This window comes from Nonomuraea sp. LP-02 (assembly GCF_036289125.1).
Taxonomy (GTDB): Bacteria; Actinomycetota; Actinomycetes; order Streptosporangiales; family Streptosporangiaceae; genus Nonomuraea; species Nonomuraea bangladeshensis.
The window spans coordinates 8,750,423-8,768,291 of record NZ_JAXCLK010000001.1 but is presented as its reverse complement, the minus strand read 5'-3'; the positions used below and the strand labels follow the sequence as shown (position 1 = coordinate 8,768,291).

Sequence of the window (17,869 nt, the reverse complement as noted above, 5' to 3'; positions counted from 1 at the left end):
GGGCACGTCCGACCTTCGCTGGAAAGAGGACACATGAACACGAATGTGACGGGCGCCAACCGTCCTCTCACAGACCCGCCCGGCCGCCTCCACGAGGCCCTTGAGGCGCAGTGCCGGCGTACGCCCGATCGCGTCGCCGTCGTCGCGGGCACGAGCCGGCTGACCTACGCCGAGCTCGACCGCATGGCCAACGGGGTCGCCAACGCGCTGGCCGCGAGGGGGGTCGGACGCGGCGACCTGGTCGGGGTCTGCCTGAGCCGCGACGAGTGGCTGGTGCCCGCGCTGATCGGGGTGCTGAAGGCGGGGGCGGCCTACGTGCCGCTGGACCCGGCCTACCCGGCGGAGCGGTTACGGTTCATGGCCGAGGACTCCGGCGTGAGCGTGGTGGTCACCTCGGCGGCGCAGCGCGACACCGCGTCGCTGACCGGCGCCGGCACCGTGCTCGTCGAGGACGCGGCTCCCGCCGCGCACGGGCCCGAGGTGCCCGGCGAGCCGGGCGACGCCGCGTACGTCATCTACACCTCCGGCTCCACCGGCAGCCCCAAGGGCGTGGTCGTGGAGCACCGCAACACCCTCAACTTCGTGCGCTGGGAGGTGTCCGCCTACACCGCCGAGGAGTTGAGCGGCATGCTGGCCGGCTCCTCCATCTGCTTCGACGCCTCGATCACGCAGATCTTCACGCCGCTGTGCGCGGGCGGGACCGTGATCATGGCGGACAACGTGCTGGCGCTGCCGACGCTGCCGGCCCGCGACGAGGTGCGCACGGTCTTCGGTGTCCCGTCCGCGCTGTCGGTGCTGCTGCGCGAGCCGCTGCCGGACGGCGTGCGCCTGGTGCTGTCCGGCGGCGAGCGGCTCACCGCCGCCCTGGTCGCGCGCATGTACGCCAACCCGGGCGTGCGCCGCGTGCTCAACATGTACGGCCCCACCGAGTGCACCACCGGCTGCACCATCTTCGAGGTGAGCCGCGACCACCAGGGCGACCCGCCGCTCGGCGGACCGTTGGCGGGCGCGCTGCTCAGCGTGCGCGACGCCGACGGCAGGCCGGTCGCGGACGGAGAAGTGGGCGAGTTGTGGATCGGCGGGCCCGGTGTGACCCGCGGATACCTGGGCCACGAGTCGCAGGCGTTCCGCACCGAGCCGGACGGCACCCGCGTCTACCGCAGCGGCGACCTGGTCCGGTGGGTGGACGGCCAGCTGCGTTACGTGGGCCGCGCCGACGACCAGGTCAAGATCCGCGGCTACCGGGTGGAGCTGGGCGAGGTCGAGTCGGCGCTGGACCGCCATCCCGCGGTGCGCCGCGCCGTCGTGCTGGCGCACACCGACGACGACGGCATCGCCTACCTCGCCGCGCACGTGGCGGCCTCCGGCGTGACCGAGCCCGAGCTGCGCGACTGGCTGCGTGACCGCCTGCCCGACCACCTGGTTCCGGCCAGGATCGGCGTGACCGGCGACCTGCCGATCGCCCCCACGGGCAAGGTGGACCGCGCGGCCCTGCCCCAGCTGCGCGCCGCCCGTACGGGGAGCGAGGCGCCGGTCGCGCCGCGGACGGACGACGAGCGCCAGGTGGCCGAGGTGATCGCGGACGTGCTGGGCCTGCCGGAGGTGGGCGTGCACGACCGGTTCGCCGACCTCGGCGGGCACTCGCTGGCCGCCGCCCGGGTGGTGACCGAGCTGTCACGGCGGCTCGGGCACACCGTGCCGCTGGCGGCGTTCCTGACCGAGCCGACCGCGGCCGGCCTCGCGGCGCGCCTGCGTGAGCCGGGATCGGCGCCGGTGCGGCGGACCGGCGCGACCCGGCACCCGCTCACCGCCGCGCAACGCGAGCTCTGGACGCTCCGCCAGCTTCACCCGCACAGCCCGGTCACCACGGTTTCGGTCCGGCTGCGCGTACGCGGCCTCAGCGGGAGCGCGCCGCTGCGCCCGGCGCTGGACGCGGTCCTGCGCCGGCACGAGGCCCTGCGCAGCACCGTCTCGGTCGGCGAGGACGGCGTCCCGTACGCGGTCGTGCACCCGCCCGTCGCCGTCCCCCTGGTCGAGCACCCGGCGGGCGCGGACCCGGTGAAGGTGGCCAGGGCCGCGGCGGAGCACGTGTTCGACGTGACGAACGAGGTGCCGCTGCTCCGCGCGAGCCTGTGCCCCACGGGGGACGACGTGGCCGAGCTGGTGCTCGTGACGGACCACCTCGCCTTCGACGGCGGTTCCGTCGGCGTGCTGATGGAGGAGCTGGCCGCCGAGCTGGCGGGTGAGCCCGTTCCCGAGCCGGCGGTGCAGCTCGGCGACGTGGCGGTGCGCGAGCAGGAGGACCGGCCCGGCCTCGCGCGGCTGCGGGAGTTCTGGCGCGGCGAGCTGGCGGGAGCGCCGGCGGCGGGGCCGCCGCCCGGCGACCTGACGACGGGCCGGGTGATCAGGCCGCTGCCCGAGGAGTTCACGGACGGCGTGACGGCGCTGGCCCGTGCGTGTGGCACGACCCCGTTCGCGGTCTACCTGGCCGCTCTCGCCCTGGCCGCCGGGGAGCCGGACACGCTGATCGGCATGGTCGCGGCGCGGCGCGCCGAGCCGGAGCTGGCCCGGATCGTCGGACCGCTGATCGACACGGTGCCGGTGCGGCTGCGGCCGGATGCCGCGCCGACCTTCCGCGAGCTGGTCAGGCAGGCCGGGGAGGCCAGCACGCGGGCGCTGGTCCATCAGGAGGTCCCGCCCGCCGACCTGTCCCGCGCCCCCGTGCTGCTGGCCATGCAGCACGCCGAGGTGCCGGTGCGCGCCGGCTGCCTCGAACTGCTGACCGAGGTCGGCTCGGGCGCGGCGGTGCACGAGTTCAGCGTGCTCGTCAACCGTACGGCGGCCGGCGCCGAGCTGCACCTGGAGTACGCGGTCGCGCTGCTCGGCAGGGAGGCGGCCGAGGCGTACCTGGACCGGCTGCTGTGGCTGCTGCGGCGCGCGGTGGCCGAGCCGGACCTGGTGATCGCGGCGTTCGAGCGGGTCACCCCGGACGAACGCGCCGCGCTGCTGGCCCGCGCGGCCGGGCCGCGGCTGCCTGACGACCTGCCGCCGGTGCCACTGGCGCTCGCGTCGCACACCACGGGCACGGCGGTGGTCGGCCCGGACGGCGCCACGCTGAGCCACGCCGAGCTGAACGACCGCGCCGACCGGATCGCGGCCGGGCTGCTGGCGCACGGGGTGTCGCGGGGCGACGTGGTCGGCGTCCACGTGCCGCGGGACCGGATGCTGCCCGCGGTGCTGCTGGGCGTGTGGCGGGCGGGGGCGGCGTACCTGCCGCTGGACCCGGAACATCCGGCCGAGCGGCTGCGCCTGCTGACCGAGGACGCGGGCGCCCGCGTGGTGCTCACGCGCGGCGAAACGCCTTCGGGAGCGGGGCCGGTGACGCTCGACGCGGACCGGCTCGCGGCGGGCCCGCGCGCCGACCTGCCGGAGGTCCGCGCCGAGGACCTGGCGTACGTCCTCTACACCTCCGGCTCCACCGGCGCCCCCAAGGGGGTCGAGGTCACCCACGGCAGCCTTGCCGCCCTCGTGGCCGGGATGGTCTCGGCGCTCCGCCTCGGCCCGGCCGACGTGCAGCCCGCGGTCGCGCCGCTGAGCTTCGACGTCTCGGCCTCCGAGCTGTGGAGCGTCCTGACCGCCGGCGGCACGTCGGTGGTGGTGGACCGGGCCACGGCCGCCGACGGGCACGCGCTGGCGGAGCTGATCGCCACGAGCGGGGCCACGGTGATCGACCTGGTGCCGACCGCGTACCGGATGCTGATCGCGGCCGGCTGGGCGGGCGGTCCCGCGCTGCGCGCCGTCGCCGGCGCGGAGGCTCTGGACCCGCCGCTCGCCGAGCAGATCCTGCTCCGCGTCGGCGAGCTGTGGAACGCCTACGGGCCCACCGAGACCACCATCACCTCGACGATGCACCGGGTCCGCGCGCACGAGGCCGGCCGGGTGCCGATCGGGTCGCCGATGCCGGGCGAGCGGGTGTACGTGGTCGACGCGCGACTGCGGCTGGTGCCGCCGGGCGTGGTCGGCGAGCTGCTGGTGGGCGGCGCCGGGGTGGCCCGTGGCTACCGGGGCCGGCCCGACCTGACCGAGGCCGCCTTCGTGGCCGACCCGTTCACGCCGGGCGGCCGGTGCTACCGCACGGGCGACCTGGCGCACTGGCGGCCGGACGGGACGCTGGAGTTCCACGGCCGCCGCGACCACCAGGTGAAGGTCCGCGGCTACCGGATCGAGCTGGGCGAGATCGAGGCCGTGCTGCGCGAGCTCGCCGAGGCCGCGGTGATCGTGGCGGGCACGGACGCGCACGCCCACCTGGTCGGCTACGTCGCGCCGGAGACGGCGGACCTGGCCGCGATCGAGCGGCACGCCCGGTCCCGGCTGCCCGGCCACATGGTGCCGCGCCGCTGGGTCGTCCTGCCGGTCCTGCCCATGCTGCACAGCGGCAAGGTCGACCGCGCCGCGCTGCCCGAGCCGGACACCGGCCCGGACCCGGCGCGGGTCGCGCCGGCCACCGACGCCGAGCGCCTGGTGGCCGCCGTCTGGGCCGAGGTGCTCGAACGACCTGAGATCTGGGCCGGCGACGACTTCTTCGCCCTCGGCGGAGCCTCGTTCGCCGCGACCAGGGTGGCCGCCCGCCTCCGCGAGATGTTGCAGCTCGCCGTGCCCGTGCGGTTGCTGTTCGACCGCCCGGTGCTCGCCGACTTCGCCGCCGCGCTGGAGGAGCTGCTGGCCGCCGACCTGATGGAGGGGGACGAAGGATGACCGAGGTACGTGAGGACCGGATCGCCGAACTCGTCCGGTCCAGGCTCGCCGCCGCGCTGAAGCAGAACGAGAAGGCCGCCGCCCCGGGCATCCCGGCGACGTCGGCCACGGACATGCCGCTGTCGCCGGCGCAGGAGCGGCTGTGGTTCCTGGCCCAGCTCGAACCGGACACGCCCGCCTACAACGTGCCGCTGACGCTGCGGCTGCGCGGCCCGGTGGACGTCGCCGCCCTCACCGGCGCGGTGGCGGACCTGGCGGAGCGGCACTGGATCCTGCGCGGCGTCATCGCGGACGGACGGGTGCGCCCCGTCGCCGCCGTACCGGTGCCCGTGGTGGACGTGGACCCGGCGGAGCTGGAGCGGGAGCTGGCCGGGCACGCCTGGCGGCCGTTCCGGCTGGACGCCGAGCCGCCCCTGCGGGCCACGGTGTTCCGGCTCGCCGACGACGAGTGCGTGCTCGCGCTCACCCTGCACCACATCGCCACCGACGCCTGGTCGGAACGCGTGCTGCTGGACGATCTCGCCCGCCTGTACGCCGCCCGCCTCGGCCTGGAACCGCCCCCCGCTCCCCCCGCCCTGCAGTACGCGGACGTGGCCGCGTGGGAGGCCGGGCGGCCGGACAGCGGCCTCGACTGGTGGGCCGGGCACCTGGCGGGCCTGCCGCCGGTGCTCGACCTGCCGCTCGCCCGCCCGCGCCCGCCCGTTCCCGGGTGGGAGGGGGCGGCGGTCCCGGTGGAGGTGCCCGAGCCGCTGGCGGCGAAGGTGCGCGCGGTGGCGGGGACGTCGCCGTTCATGGTGTTCCTGGCCGGGCTGCAGGCGTTGCTCAGCCGCCTGTCCGGCGTCGACGACATCGCCGTGGGGGTGCCGCACGCGGGCCGCCACCACCCCGACGCCGAGCGGGTCGTCGGCTGTTTCGTCAACACCCTGGTGGTGCGCGGCGACACCTCGGGCGACCCGACCGGCGCGGAGCTGCTGGCGCGGGCGCGGACGGCGGCGCTGGACGCGTACGCGCACGCCGGCACGCCGTTCGAGCGGGTCGTGGAGCGGCTGCAGCCGGAGCGGAACCTCGCGGTCACGCCGCTGTTCCAGGTGATGCTCAACGTCTATGACACCGGCGCGCCGGTGTCGCTGCCCGGCCTGGAGGTCGAGGCCGGGTCGCCGTCCGCGCCGACCGCGAAGTTCGACCTGAACCTGGAGCTCGGCGACGACGGCACCCGGTTCTCGGGCGAGTTACGGTACCGCACGGACCTGTTCGACGAGGCCACCGTGCGGCGGCTCGCCACCTGGTACCTCGACCTGCTGGACGGCATGCTCACCGACCCGGACGCGCCGGTGCGGCTGCCGGCCGGCGACGACCTGCGCGGCCGGGACGCGGACCTGCCCGTGGACGTGCCGCTGCACACGCTGGTCGAGCGGGTGGCCGACGCCCACCCTGACGCGGTCGCGGTCGGCTCGCTCAGCTACGCGGAGCTGGACCGCCGCGCCAACCAGGTGGCCCAGTGGCTGCTGGCGAGCGGGGTGCGCCCGGAGGAGCCGGTCGGCGTGCTGCTGGAGCGGCGGCCCGAGCTGGTGGTCGCCATGCTCGGCGTGCTCAAGGCGGGCGCGGCCTACCTGCCGCTCGACCCGGTCTACCCGGAGCGGCGCAACCAGGCGGTGGTGGCCGACGCCGGGGCGCGGATCGTGCTCACGGACGCCGAGCTCGCCGCCGCCGCGGACGCGTCCGGCGAACGCCCCGGCGTGGAGGTGCGGCCGGAGCACCTGGCGTACGTGATCTACACCTCGGGATCGACCGGACGGCCGAAGGGGGTCGCGGTCGAGCACCGGCACATCACGCACTATCTCGGCGCGGTGGCCGAGGTCGTCCCCGCGGGGCTGACGTCGTACGCGCTGGTCTCCACCGCCGCCGCCGACCTGGGCATGACGAACGTGTGGTGCGCGCTGACCACGGGCGCCACCCTCCACCTGATCGACCACGAGACGGCCACCGACCCGGCCGCGTTCGCCGCCCGCCTGGCGGCGCACCCGGTGGACGCGATCAAGATGGTGCCCAGCCAGCTCGAACTGCTCGGCACGGCCGCCCTGCCCGCGAAGCTGCTGATCCTCGCCGGTGAGGCGGTGCCGGCGGACCTGGTGGCGCGGGTCCGGGAGGCGCGGCCGGACCTGGAGGTGCAGATCCACTACGGCCCCACCGAGACCACGGTGTCGGTGCTGGCCTGCGACGCGAGCGAGAGCTCCCCCGGCCGGGCGCCGCTGGGCCGGCCGCTGGCCGACGTGGTGTGCCGGGTGGCCGACCCGTCCGGGCGGGCGCTGCCGCCCGGCGTTCCCGGTGAGCTGTGGATCGGCGGGCCCAGCGTGGCCCGCGGCTACCTGGGCCGCCCCGACCTCACCGCGGAACGCTTCACCGGCGGCTGGTACCGCACCGGCGACCGGGTCAGGGTGACCGGGGACGGGCTGATCGAGTTCCTGGGGCGGATCGACGACCAGGTGAAGGTGCGCGGCTTCCGCGTCGAGCTGGGCGAGGTCGCCGCGGCGTTGCGGGCCCTGCCGCAGGTCGCGGAGGCGTACGTGCAGCCGGTCGGCGCCGGCCTGGAGCGGCGGCTGGCCGCCTGGGTGACGCCGGCGACGGTGGACGCGGCCGAGGTGCGGGCGGCGCTGCGCGAGCGGCTGCCCGACTACATGGTGCCGGCCGCGATCGGCGTCCTGGAGGCGCTGCCGCTCACCCCGAACGGCAAGGTGGACCGGGCCGCGCTGCCCGTGCCCGAGGCGGGGCCCGCGGTGCGGGTGCCGCTCGGCACTCCCGAAGAGCGCCTGGTGGGCGAGGTCTGGGCCGACGTGCTCGGGCTCGCGGAGGTGTGGGCGGACGACGACTTCTTCGCCCTCGGCGGGCACTCGTTCGCGGCGACCCGGGTCGCCGGGCGGCTGCGGGAGCGGCTGGGCGCGGCGGTGCCGGTGCGGCTGCTGTTCGAGCACCCGGTGCTGGCCGACCTTGCCGCCGCGCTCCCCCGCCCGGCCGACGCCGCGCGGGTGCGGCGCGCGCCGGCGGACGGGCCGGTGCCGCTGTCCGGGGTGCAGGCCAGGCTGTGGTTCCTGGCGCAGCTCGAACCGGACAGCAGCGCCTACAACGTGCCGGTGGCGCTGCGGCTGCGCGGTCCGCTGCGGGCGGACGCGCTGCTGGGCGCGGTACGCGACCTGGCCGAGCGGCACCACGTGCTGCGCGGCGTGGTCGACGACTCCGGCCCCGAGCCGGTGATGGTGGTGCGGGACGCCGGCGAGGTGCCCGTGTCCACCGCGCGCGTGGACCGGTCGGAGGTCGAGGACGTGCTGGCCGCGCACCTGGCGACGCCGTTCGCGCTGGACCGCGAGCCGCCGATGCGGGCGGTGCTGCTGACCGTCGGCGATACTGCTGGCGGGCCTGGGGCCGACGACGAGCACGTGCTCTCGCTCACCTTCCACCACATCGCCACCGACGCGTGGACACGCGGGCTGCTGCTGTCGGAGCTGTCCGGCCTGTACGCCGCCCGCCTCGGCCTGCGCCCGCCGCTCGACCCGCCGCCTGCGCAGTACGCCGAGGTGTCGCCGGTCCCCGACCCGGCCGACCTGGACTGGTGGGCCGGGCACCTGGACGGCCTGCCGCCGGTGCTCGACCTGCCCACCGACCGGCCGCGCCCCGCGGTGCCCGACCCCGGCGGGGCCGCGCTCGACCTGGAGCTGCCGGCCGGGCTGAGCGAGCGGGTCAGGGCAGTGGCCGCCGCCTACCGGTCCACGCCGTTCATCGTGCTGCTGGCCGGGCTGCAGGCGCTGCTGGCCCGGCTGTCGGCGAGCGCGGACATCGCGGTCGGCGTGCCGGTCTCCGGCCGCGACCACCCCGACACCGAAGGCGTGGTCGGCTGCTTCCTCAACACCGTGGTCGTACGGACCGACGTGGGCGGCGACCCGACCGGGCGCGACCTGCTGGCCCGCGCGCGGGAGTCCGCGCTGGGCGCGCTAGCGCACGCGGGCACGCCGTTCGACCGGGTGGTGGACCGGCTGCGGCCGGAGCGGAACCTGGCGGCCACGCCGCTGTTCCAGGTGATGCTCAACTACATCTCCGGCGTGGCGCGGCCGGAGCTGCCCGGCCTGGAGGCGTCCGAGATCCACCTGCCGGAGCTGACCACCAAGTTCGACCTGAGCTGGCACGTCGTCGACGAGGGGCCGGGCGCGCCGCTGCGCGGCGGGCTCGCCTACCGGACCGATCTGTTCGAGCCGGGCACCGCGGCCAAGCTGACCCGCTGGTACACGGCGCTGCTCGACGGGCTGCTCGCCGACCTGGACGCGCCGGTGGGCGCGGTGCCGCTGGAGCCGGTGACCGGCCCGGCCGTGGCCGGCGGGCCGCCGCCCGAGCCGGCCGCCGGGGCGGTGCACCACCTGATCGAGCGCTGGGTGGACGAGACTCCCGGCGCCCCGGCCGTGGTGGGCGCCGACCGCGCCCTGACGTACGCGGAGCTGGAGTCGGCCGCGAACCGGATCGCGCACTGGCTGCTGGAGGCCGGGGTGGGCGCCGACGAGCCGGTCGGCGTGCTGCTGGAGCCGGGCGCGGACCTGGCGTGCGCGTTGTTCGGCATCCAGAAGTCGGGCGGCGGCTACCTGCCGATGGACCCGGCGTACCCGGCGGCGCGGATCGCCGCGATGCTGGAGGCCGCCGGGGTGCGGGCCGTGGTGACGGTGAGCGAGTTCGCGCACCTGATCGGGGACGGCAGGCGGGTGCTGGCGCTCGACCGGCCGCCGTCCCTGCCGGACACCCGCCCCGAGATCGACGTACGGCCCGAGCACCTGCACCACGTGATCTTCACGTCGGGGTCCACCGGCACGCCCAAGGCGGTGGCCGCCGAGCACGGCGGCGTACTGAACTACCTGGGCGGCATGCTGCCGCGCATCGGCGTGCCCGGCGGGTCGTTCGCGGTGGTCTCCACGCCCGCCGCCGACTTCGGCCTGACCTGCGTGTTCGGCGCGCTCACCACGGGCGGGACGGTGCACCTGGTACCGCGCGAGACCGCGATGGACCCGGCCGCGTTCGCCGGCTACCTGGCCGAGCACCGGGTGGACGTCGTCAAGTGCGTGCCGAGCCACCTGGAGCTGCTGGCCTCGGGCGGCGACCTGGCCGCCGTGCTGCCGCGCGAGCTGCTGATCCTGGCGGGCGAGGCGTGCCCGTGGGACCTGGTGGAGCGGGCCAGGGCCGCCCGGCCCGGGCTCAGGATCCAGAGCCACTACGGTCACACCGAGTCCACGATGATCTGCCTGGTGTGCGACACCGAGGAGATCCCCGCCGACCGGCGGACCGGCATCGTGCCGCTGGGCCGTCCGCTGCCCGGCGTGTACGGGCACCTGGTGGACGCCGCGCTGCGGCCGGTGCCGCCCGGCGTGCCCGGCGAGCTGGTGGTCGGCGGCCCCGGCGTCACCCGCGGCTACATCGGCCGGCCCGAGCTGACCGCCGAGCGGTTCGTCCCCGATCCGCTGACCGGGGAGGGACGCTGCTACCGAAGCGGCGACCTGCTGCGCGTGACCTCCGACGGGCGGATCGAGTTCCGCGGCCGGGTGGACGACCAGGTCAAGGTGCGCGGCTACCGCGTCGAGCTGGGCGAGGTCACCACCGCGCTGCGGGCGCTGCCGCAGGTCGCCGAGGCCGTGGTGCTGCCCGTCGGCGAGGGGAAGGCCAGGCAGCTCGCCGCGTGGGTGACGCCCGCCACCGTGGAGGCCGCGGCCGTGCGCTCGGCGCTGCGCGAGCGGCTGCCCGACTACATGGTGCCGGCGCACGTCGTGGCGCTCGACCGGCTTCCGCTCAACCCGAACGGGAAGATCGACCGGGCCGCCCTGCCCGAGCCGGTGGCGGAGCAGGCCGCGTACGCGGCGCCCGCGACGCCGGACGAGGAGCTGGTCGCCGGGGTCTTCGCCCGGGTGCTCGGCGTGGAGCGGGTGGGGGCGGGCGACGACTTCTTCGCCCTCGGCGGCGACTCGTTCGCCGCGGTGCGCGCGGTCAAGGAGATCGGCCGCGGGCTGCGGGTGATCGACCTGTTCACCCGGCCCGCCGTGGCCGAGCTGGCCGCGTTCCTCGGCCGCGAGGCCGGCGGCGGGCTGCTGCACCGCCTGGGCGGCGGCCGGGCCAGCGCGTTCACGCTGGTGTGCGTGCCGTACGGCGGCGGGTCTGCGGCGGTGTACCAGCCGCTGGCCAAGGCGCTCGGCGACCGGGTGGAGGTGCTCTCGGCCGAACTGCCCGGCCACGACCCCGCCCGCCCGGACGAGCCGCCGCTGCCGCTGGAGGAGCTGGTGGACGTGCTGGCCGCCGAGGTGGCGGAGAGCGCGTCGGGACCGGTCGCGATCTACGGCCACTGCGTGGGCTCCGCGCCCGCCGTCGCGCTCGCGCGCCGGCTGGAGGCGGACGGCGTGCCCGTGCTGGGCGTGATCGCCGCCGCGAGCTTCCCCGCGGCACGGCTGCCCGGGGCGGTCAGGCGGCTGTTCGGCGGCGACCGCTGGGTGTCGGACCGGATGTTCCGCGACGCGTTGCGCGCCTCCGGCGGGCTGCTCGACGACATGGACGAGGCCGCCAAGCGCACCGCCGTACGCGCCATGCGGCACGACGCCGACCAGGCGCAGGAGTGGTTCGGCCGCGAGCTGACCGGCGAGGGGACGCCGCTGCGCGCCCCGATCCTCAGCCTGGTCGGGGAGCGTGACCGCGCCACCGAGCTGCACGAGGAGCGCTACGCCGAGTGGTCGGCGTTCGCGCCACGGGTGGAGCGGGCCGTGCTGCCCAGGGCCGGCCACTACTTCCTGCGCCACCAGGCCGAGCCGCTGGCCGCCCTGGTGCTGGAGCACCTGACCCGCTGGGCGGCCGGAACGCTGCCCGAACCGGTGCGGCCACCTGAACGCACCCGGCTGTGGCCCTTCTACACGGTCGCGGGCGGGCAGATCGTCTCGGCGCTGGGCACGGCGCTGAGCTCGTTCGCGCTCGGCGTCTGGGCCTACCAGCGCAGCGGCGAGATCCTGGATCTGGCGCTGGTCACGATGCTGGCGCAGATCCCGGCCGTGCTGCTCACCCCGCTGGGCGGCGCGCTGGCCGACCGGGTGGACCGGCGCAAGATCATGCTGGCCTGCGACGCGCTGTCCGGGCTCGCCATGGTGGCGCTGGTGCTGCTGCTGACCACCGGGGGGCTGGAGTTCTGGAACGTCTGCCTCATCGTGGGCGTGACCTCGGTCGTGTCGGCGTTCCAGCAGCCCGCGTGGCTGGCGGCGGTCGCGCAGCTGGTGCCGAAACCGTACCTGCCGCAGGCCAACGCGCTGGCGAACGTGGGCTTCGGCGTGGGCAACGTGGTCGCGCCGCTCGCGGGCGGCGCGCTGATCGGCCTGTTCGGGTTGTCGGCGGTGGTGGCCGTGGACGTGGTCACGTTCGCGGTCGGCGTGGTGACGCTGCTGCTGGTGCGCTTCCCCGACCGGCTGTTCCACCGGCGCGAGGAGACGTTCACGGCCGCGCTCACCGGCGGGTGGCGGTTCCTGCGCAGGCGGCGGCCGCTGCTGGTGATGGCGCTCTACTTCGCGGTGGTGAACTTCTGCACCGCGCTGATGTGGGTGCTCGTCACCCCGGTCGTGCTGTCCATCGGCACCTCGGCGGACCTGGGCGTGGTGACCGCCGTCGGCGGTGTCGGCGCGGCCCTCGGCACCGGCGTGGTGCTGGTGTGGGGCGGCACCCGGCGGCGGGCCACCGGCATGATCGGCTTCGTGGCCGGGTCCGGGCTCGGCGTGGTGCTCATGGGCGTGTGGCCGGTCGTGTGGCTGGTCGCGGCCGGGCTGTTCATCCGGCTGGCGTGCATGAGCATCGGCAACGCGCACTGGCTGTCGATCATCCAGGTCAAGGTGGGGCCGGAGCTGCAGGGGCGGGTGCTCGCGGTGAACATCATGATCGCCACGGCCATGCAGCCGATCGGCTTCCTCGCCGCCGACCCGCTGGCGGAGTGGGCCGGGCGGTTCACCGACGGGCCCGGCGGAGGCGCGGGAGCGGTGCTGCTCGCCAGCGGCGTGTTCCTGGTGGTGTGGGGACTGCTGGGGCTGCGGTACCGGCCGCTGCACCACCTGGAGGACCTCGTCCCCGACGCCGCGCCGCCGTCGGAGGCCGCGGCCGACCTGGACGCCATTCAGGAGAGGGTGCTGAGCGCGTGAACGCGGAAGGCGCAGTGTGCACGAGGCTCGTCACCGCGGCCGACATCCGGGCGGCGGGTGAGCGCATCGCACCGTACGTACGGCGCACGCCGCTGCTGCGGCTGCCCGGCGAACGGCTCTGGGTCAAGCCGGAGAACCGGCAGCCCACCCGCTCGTTCAAGGTGCGCGGCGCGGTCAACGCCGTGGTCCGGCTGGCCGCGCAGGGCGTACGGCACGTGATCGCGCAGTCGTCGGGCAACCACGCCCAGGCCATCGCCTACGCCGCGGCCGAACAAGGGATCCGGGCGACCGTCGTCCTGCCGGACACGGCGCCGGAGCTGAAGGTGAGCGCCGCGCGCCGGCTCGGCGCCGAGGTGGTGATCGTGCCGCCCGCCCTGCGGGAGGAGGCCTGTCTGGCGCTGGCCGACCGGTTCGGCGCGACGGTGATCGGCTCCGACGCGTTCGACGTCATCGCCGGGCACGGCAGCGCCGGGGCCGAGATCGGCCGGGACCTGCCGGACGCGGGGTCCGTCCTGGTGCCCGTCTGCAACGGCGGCCTGCTCGCCGGGATCGCCGTGGCGGTCAAGGCCGCCGACCCGGCGATCCGGGTGATCGGCGTCGAGCCCGAGCTGGCCGCCGACGGGGCGGCCAGCTTCCGGTCCGGCATCCGTACGGCGTGGCCGGTGGAGCTGACCTACCGCACGCGGGCCGACGGGCTGCGCGGCCCGGTGCTGGGGGCCCTGGCGTGGGAACACATCCACCGGTACGTGGACGACATGGTGACCGTGACCGAGGACGCCATCGACGCCGCCGCCGGCCTGCTCCGGCGGGAGCTCGGGGAACGCGCCGAACCCAGCGGCGCGGTCACCACGGCCGCCTACCTCGCCCACCGGGCGCACCTGCCGCCGGGGCCCGTCGTCGCTGTCCTCTCCGGCGGCAACGTCGCGACCGGTCCCGAGCCGCTGGTGCGGCCGGGCGGCCGGATTCAGGAGGTCAGTTGACTCTGCCCTCGACGACGCCGGCCCCCGCGTACCTGGGGAAGGACGGTGTCCAGGCTGCGAAGCTTGTCGTTCGCGCGGGGCCAGCGGTAGCGGCGACGCCGTCACGAGGGCCAGAAGTAAGGCCGTTGGGAGGAGCAGGGCGAGCCGTCATGGGTCAAGCCCTGGGGATCGGGTCGGATGGTCACCGCTGGAGGTCGACCGCGACCTCGTGATGAGTGACGCGTTCGTCCCATCGGGTCAGCGCGCGGCGGGCTGCGTCTTCGACGACGGCCTGCTCCGGGTCCTCTCCGGCGAACGCGCGCACGTCCTCCATGCTGGTGAAGAACGTGATGGAGGTGAACATCACTTCCTCATCGTCGTGGTGGCGCAGCAGGCGGGCACCGCAGAAGCCGGCGACCTGCTGGAGATGCTCGGCCACCTCGGACTCGTAGTGGCGCTGATAGTCGTCGGCCGTCGCCGTCGGGGCCCACCCTCGCCATGTCCGCGCGATCATGCGCTGCACCTGACCTTCCTTCGCGCGAGCGGCGCGGCTCTTCAAGTGATCTCCAATGGTGGGACCAAGGCCATCAGCATGGGCTCAGTGTGTCACCGCGAACCCCACACGATCGCGCTGGCCACGAAGCCGTCCGAGACGGCCCACCGGCCGGTGAACTCGCCGACGGGGCCGGGCACCAGGAGCTTCGCGGTGAACGTGCCGGTGTCGCCCACGATGATCTCGGCCTCGTCGAAGCCCAGGGAACGGCGGGTGAGCGGGTACCACGCCTTGAAGACCGACTCCTTCATGGTGAACAGCAGGCGGCCCCGCTCCTGAGCGCTCTCCGCCCAGGTTCGCTCCTGCGGCAGGGCGATGGCGTCCAGGACTCCGGGGGGCAGCGGCTCGCGCGGCTCGGCGTCCATGCCGATGCTGAGGACGTCCAGACAGCGTGCCACCGCGGCCGCGCGGTAGCCGCGGCAGTGGGTGATGCTCCCCACGACGCCGTCGGGCCACAGCGGCTCGCCGCGCGGTCCGGACAGGATCGGCGCGGGCGGCAGCCCCAGCCCGGCCAGGGCCTTACGGGCGCAGTGGCGTCCTGTGGTGAACTCGGTCCGCCGCGCCTCCACGGCCCGCGCGACCAGAGCCGCTTCCTCGGGGAACAGCGCCGCGTCCGGTGGGTCGGCGAAGACCTCGGCGGTGATCACGCCGGGCGGCATGAGGTCATCTATCATGAGGAAGGATGATAAGTCGGGTCGAATGTGCTGAGGCTGGGCTGAAACGCCGCCCATGAACTCCGATCAGCGGCGGTCATTGTTCGCGTACCCTCCCAGCGGCACAGTTCCTCAGCCGACATGAGGGACGATACGGAAGACCGCCGCCACCGGGACACCCCTAATGCTTAGGGGTTGGCCTGTTTCATCGCTCCCCGTAATGTCCGCCTCGCAGGCGTTGCCGATATTCATTTCACTGGCTTTTCACGGTGGGGGTTGTATGAGCAAGACCGCGCCGACTCCTGTGAGCCAGCTGCCGCAGGAAACCATGCGCGACAGGATCGCCGAACTCGAACTGGTGCGGGACGGCATCACCCAGGGTCCGGATCCTGTGGCCACCGAGAAGCAGCACGCCGCGGGCAAGCTGACCGTACGGGAACGACTGGACGCCCTTCTCGACCCCGGCTCGTTCGTCGAGGTCGAACCGTTCCGCAGGCACACCGCCACCGGCTTCGGGCTGGAGGCCCGGCGGCCGTACACCGACGGCGTCGTCGCCGGGTGGGGACAGGTGCACGGGCAGGACGTCATGGTGTACGCCCACGACTTCCGCATCTTCGGCGGCGCGCTCGGCGCGGCCCACGCGGACAAGATTCACAAGGTCATGGACCTGGCCGCCTCCGCCAAGGTGCCGCTGATCGGCCTCAACGACGGGGCGGGAGCACGCATCCAGGAAGGGGTCACGGCGCTCGCCGGCTACGGCGGCATCTTCCGCAGGCACGTACGCATGTCCGGCGTCGTTCCGCAGATCAGCGTCATGCTCGGGCCCTGCGCGGGAGGAGCGGCCTACTCGCCCGCGCTCACCGACTTCGTCTTCATGGTGCAGGGCACGGCGCAGATGTTCATCACCGGGCCCGACGTGGTGCGGGCCGTGACCGGGGAGGACATCAGCCGGGAGGCGCTGGGCGGCGCCGGGGTCCACGGCACCCGTTCGGGAGTGGCCGGCTTCGTCTACGACGACGAGCTGACGTGCCTGGAGGACGTACGCTTCCTGCTCTCCCTGCTGCCGTCCAACAACCAGGAACTGCCCCCGGTCGCCCCCTCCGCCGATCCGGTGAACCGCCCCAACGACCCGCTCGTGGACCTCGTCCCGAGCGACCCCGCTCAGAGCTACGACATGTCGGCCGTCATCGAGGAGATCGTCGACGACGGCCAGTTCTTCGAGTTCCACCAGGGCTGGGCGCCCAACCTCATCTGCGGGCTCGGCAGGCTCGGCGGTCACGTGATCGGGATCGTGGCCAACCAGCCGTCCCATCTGGCGGGCGTGCTGGACATCGCGGCCTCGGAGAAGGGCTCCCGCTTCATCCAGATGTGCGACGCCTTCAACATCCCGCTCGTCAGCCTCGTCGACGTCCCGGGCTTCCTGCCCGGCGCCGACCAGGAGCACGGCGGCGTCATCAGGCACGGGGCCAAGCTGCTGTACGCGTACTGCGCGGCCAGTGTCCCCCGCATCCAGGTCATCGTCCGCAAGGCGTACGGGGGCGCCTACATCGTGATGGACTCCCGCTCGATCGGCGCGGACCTGTCCTTCGCGTGGCCCACGAACGAGATCGCGGTCATGGGCGCGGAGGGAGCGGCGAACGTCATCTTCCGTCGCGAGATCGCCTCCTCACCCGACCCTGAGCAGCAGCGGATCACGCGGGTGGAGGAGTACCGCCGCGCCCTCATGCACCCCTACTACGCGGCCGAACGCGGTCTGGTGGACGACATCATCCACCCCCGCGACACCAGGGCGCGGCTGGCCCGGGCGCTCGAACTGCTGCGCGCCAAGCACGTGCCTCCGCCCTACCGCAAGCACGGAAACCCACCGATGTGAACGAGATCAGAGTGCTCGCCGGGGCTCCCACGGCCGAAGAGATCTGCGCGCTGATCTGCGCGATCCGCCTGCGCGCCACCGCCACCGCCGTCGCCCCGCCGCGCCCGGCCCGCCGTACGGCTCCCTGGATCCAGGCGGGAGACCTCCCACGGCCTCCCGCGGCCGGACGGATGAGCCCCGACACAGCAGGTCCCCTGTGAGCGCAGTGTGAGGCGGAGCTATCGGTACGTGGGACCGGCCGAGCTGAAGGCCGCGGTCCGGCCCGGCAGCGGCGGCTGCCGGATCGGCTCGGCGGCTGATTTCGCCGGCTGGGTCGCCGAGCGCTGCGCGGCGGAGCTGGTCGAGCCGTTCACCTTCGTGGTCGGCGCGGACGGCGTGCTCCTGCTGGCGCCGCGACGAAGCGAGCATGTGGCCTGTGCGGGCGGACGATCGGTCCTGAGCGCCGGCGAGATCAGCTTCGCCCGCGAGGCAGGCCGATGGGTCGTGGGCGACGTCAGCAACCATTCGACCGGGTACTGCCCGGACGTCAGCTCCTGGCCGTCGGTCGCCCAGGCTCTCGATCGTGCAGGGCTCGGGAGGCCGTCCGGCTTCACCCACGAGGTGGTGTTCCGGCGCTGTCCTGGGTGCCAGGAGCACAACATCGTGCGCGAGAGCGACTTCGTCTGCGTCTTCTGCGGCAGTGATCTGCCCGAGAAGTGGAACGTGGACCCGCTGACCGAGTCCTGTGAGCCCTGCTCATGAAAGCCGGCTTGAATGTCGCCGCCAACCCCTTGTCCGGGACCGGCGACTCCCGCGAAATCCCTGCGTAAACCCGCTGGAAAGAGAGCGACTTATTGAACGCGACCATAGGCCGACCGGTCCCGACGTTAGGGGCGGCTAGGGGTACTTCTGGG

Annotated in this window: 8 protein-coding genes and 2 pseudogenes; 8 read left to right on the top strand and 2 right to left on the bottom strand. The window is 74.7% G+C overall.

The features are described from left to right. Positions 1–33: 33 nt before the first annotated feature. The 5 genes and pseudogenes from SMD20_RS40815 to SMD20_RS40805 all read left to right on the top strand — a co-directional run bounded on the left by SMD20_RS40815 (position 34) and on the right by SMD20_RS40805 (position 13,918). On the top strand, positions 34–4,755 hold the full coding sequence (locus SMD20_RS40815; RefSeq protein ID WP_329591506.1) for a non-ribosomal peptide synthetase: 4,722 nt from the start codon (positions 34–36) through the stop codon (positions 4,753–4,755). After that, positions 4,752–6,080: pseudogene (locus SMD20_RS48515) on the top strand (condensation domain-containing protein); the annotation flags it as partial. The gene SMD20_RS40815 and the pseudogene SMD20_RS48515, both read left to right, overlap by 4 nt. After that, positions 6,063–7,262, top strand: a pseudogene (locus tag SMD20_RS48510) (amino acid adenylation domain-containing protein); the annotation flags it as partial. The pseudogenes SMD20_RS48515 and SMD20_RS48510, both read left to right, overlap by 18 nt. Next, complete coding sequence (locus tag SMD20_RS40810; protein WP_442942630.1) at positions 7,239–12,938, top strand: amino acid adenylation domain-containing protein; 5,700 nt, start codon at positions 7,239–7,241, stop codon at positions 12,936–12,938. The pseudogene SMD20_RS48510 and the gene SMD20_RS40810, both read left to right, overlap by 24 nt. Beyond that, the gene (locus tag SMD20_RS40805) at positions 12,935–13,918 is read left to right on the top strand and encodes a threonine ammonia-lyase (protein ID WP_329591502.1); all 984 of its coding nucleotides are present in this window, start codon (positions 12,935–12,937) and stop codon (positions 13,916–13,918) included. The genes SMD20_RS40810 and SMD20_RS40805 overlap by 4 nt, the downstream gene beginning before the upstream one ends. A 181-nt stretch (positions 13,919–14,099) precedes the next feature. Here SMD20_RS40805 and SMD20_RS40800 read toward each other — a convergent pair whose 3' ends face one another. Both SMD20_RS40800 and SMD20_RS40795 read right to left on the bottom strand, forming a co-directional pair. Beyond that, the gene (locus SMD20_RS40800) at positions 14,100–14,456 is read right to left on the bottom strand and encodes an antibiotic biosynthesis monooxygenase family protein (RefSeq protein WP_329591500.1); all 357 of its coding nucleotides are present in this window, start codon (positions 14,454–14,456) and stop codon (positions 14,100–14,102) included. Positions 14,457–14,503: 47 nt separating this feature from the next. After that, a complete protein-coding gene (locus tag SMD20_RS40795; RefSeq protein WP_329591498.1) occupies positions 14,504–15,124 on the bottom strand; it encodes a 4'-phosphopantetheinyl transferase family protein in 621 nt (206 codons plus the stop codon). 259 nt (positions 15,125–15,383) lie between these two features. Between SMD20_RS40795 and SMD20_RS40790 the strand changes: the two genes are divergently transcribed. From SMD20_RS40790 to SMD20_RS40780, 3 genes are read left to right on the top strand one after another with little or no spacing between them, the layout of a single operon-like run. Further along, a complete protein-coding gene (locus tag SMD20_RS40790) occupies positions 15,384–16,976 on the top strand; it encodes an acyl-CoA carboxylase subunit beta (RefSeq protein WP_329591496.1) in 1,593 nt (530 codons plus the stop codon). Continuing rightward, on the top strand, positions 16,973–17,176 hold the full coding sequence (locus tag SMD20_RS40785; RefSeq protein WP_329591494.1) for an acyl-CoA carboxylase epsilon subunit: 204 nt from the start codon (positions 16,973–16,975) through the stop codon (positions 17,174–17,176). Before SMD20_RS40790 ends, SMD20_RS40785 begins: the two co-directional genes overlap by 4 nt. A gap of 7 nt (positions 17,177–17,183) precedes the next feature. Continuing rightward, entirely contained in the window at positions 17,184–17,717 is a 534-nt protein-coding gene (locus tag SMD20_RS40780; RefSeq protein ID WP_329591493.1) for a hypothetical protein, read from the top strand. Positions 17,718–17,869: the final 152 nt, after the last annotated feature.

Coding starts and splice junctions, on each gene's coding strand:
- SMD20_RS40815 (WP_329591506.1), top strand. CDS start 34: ATGAACACGAATGTGACGGGCGCCAACCGTCCTCTCACAGACCCGCCC.
- SMD20_RS40795 (WP_329591498.1), bottom strand. CDS start 15,124: ATGATAGATGACCTCATGCCGCCCGGCGTGATCACCGCCGAGGTCTTC.
- SMD20_RS40790 (WP_329591496.1), top strand. CDS start 15,384: ATGAGCAAGACCGCGCCGACTCCTGTGAGCCAGCTGCCGCAGGAAACC.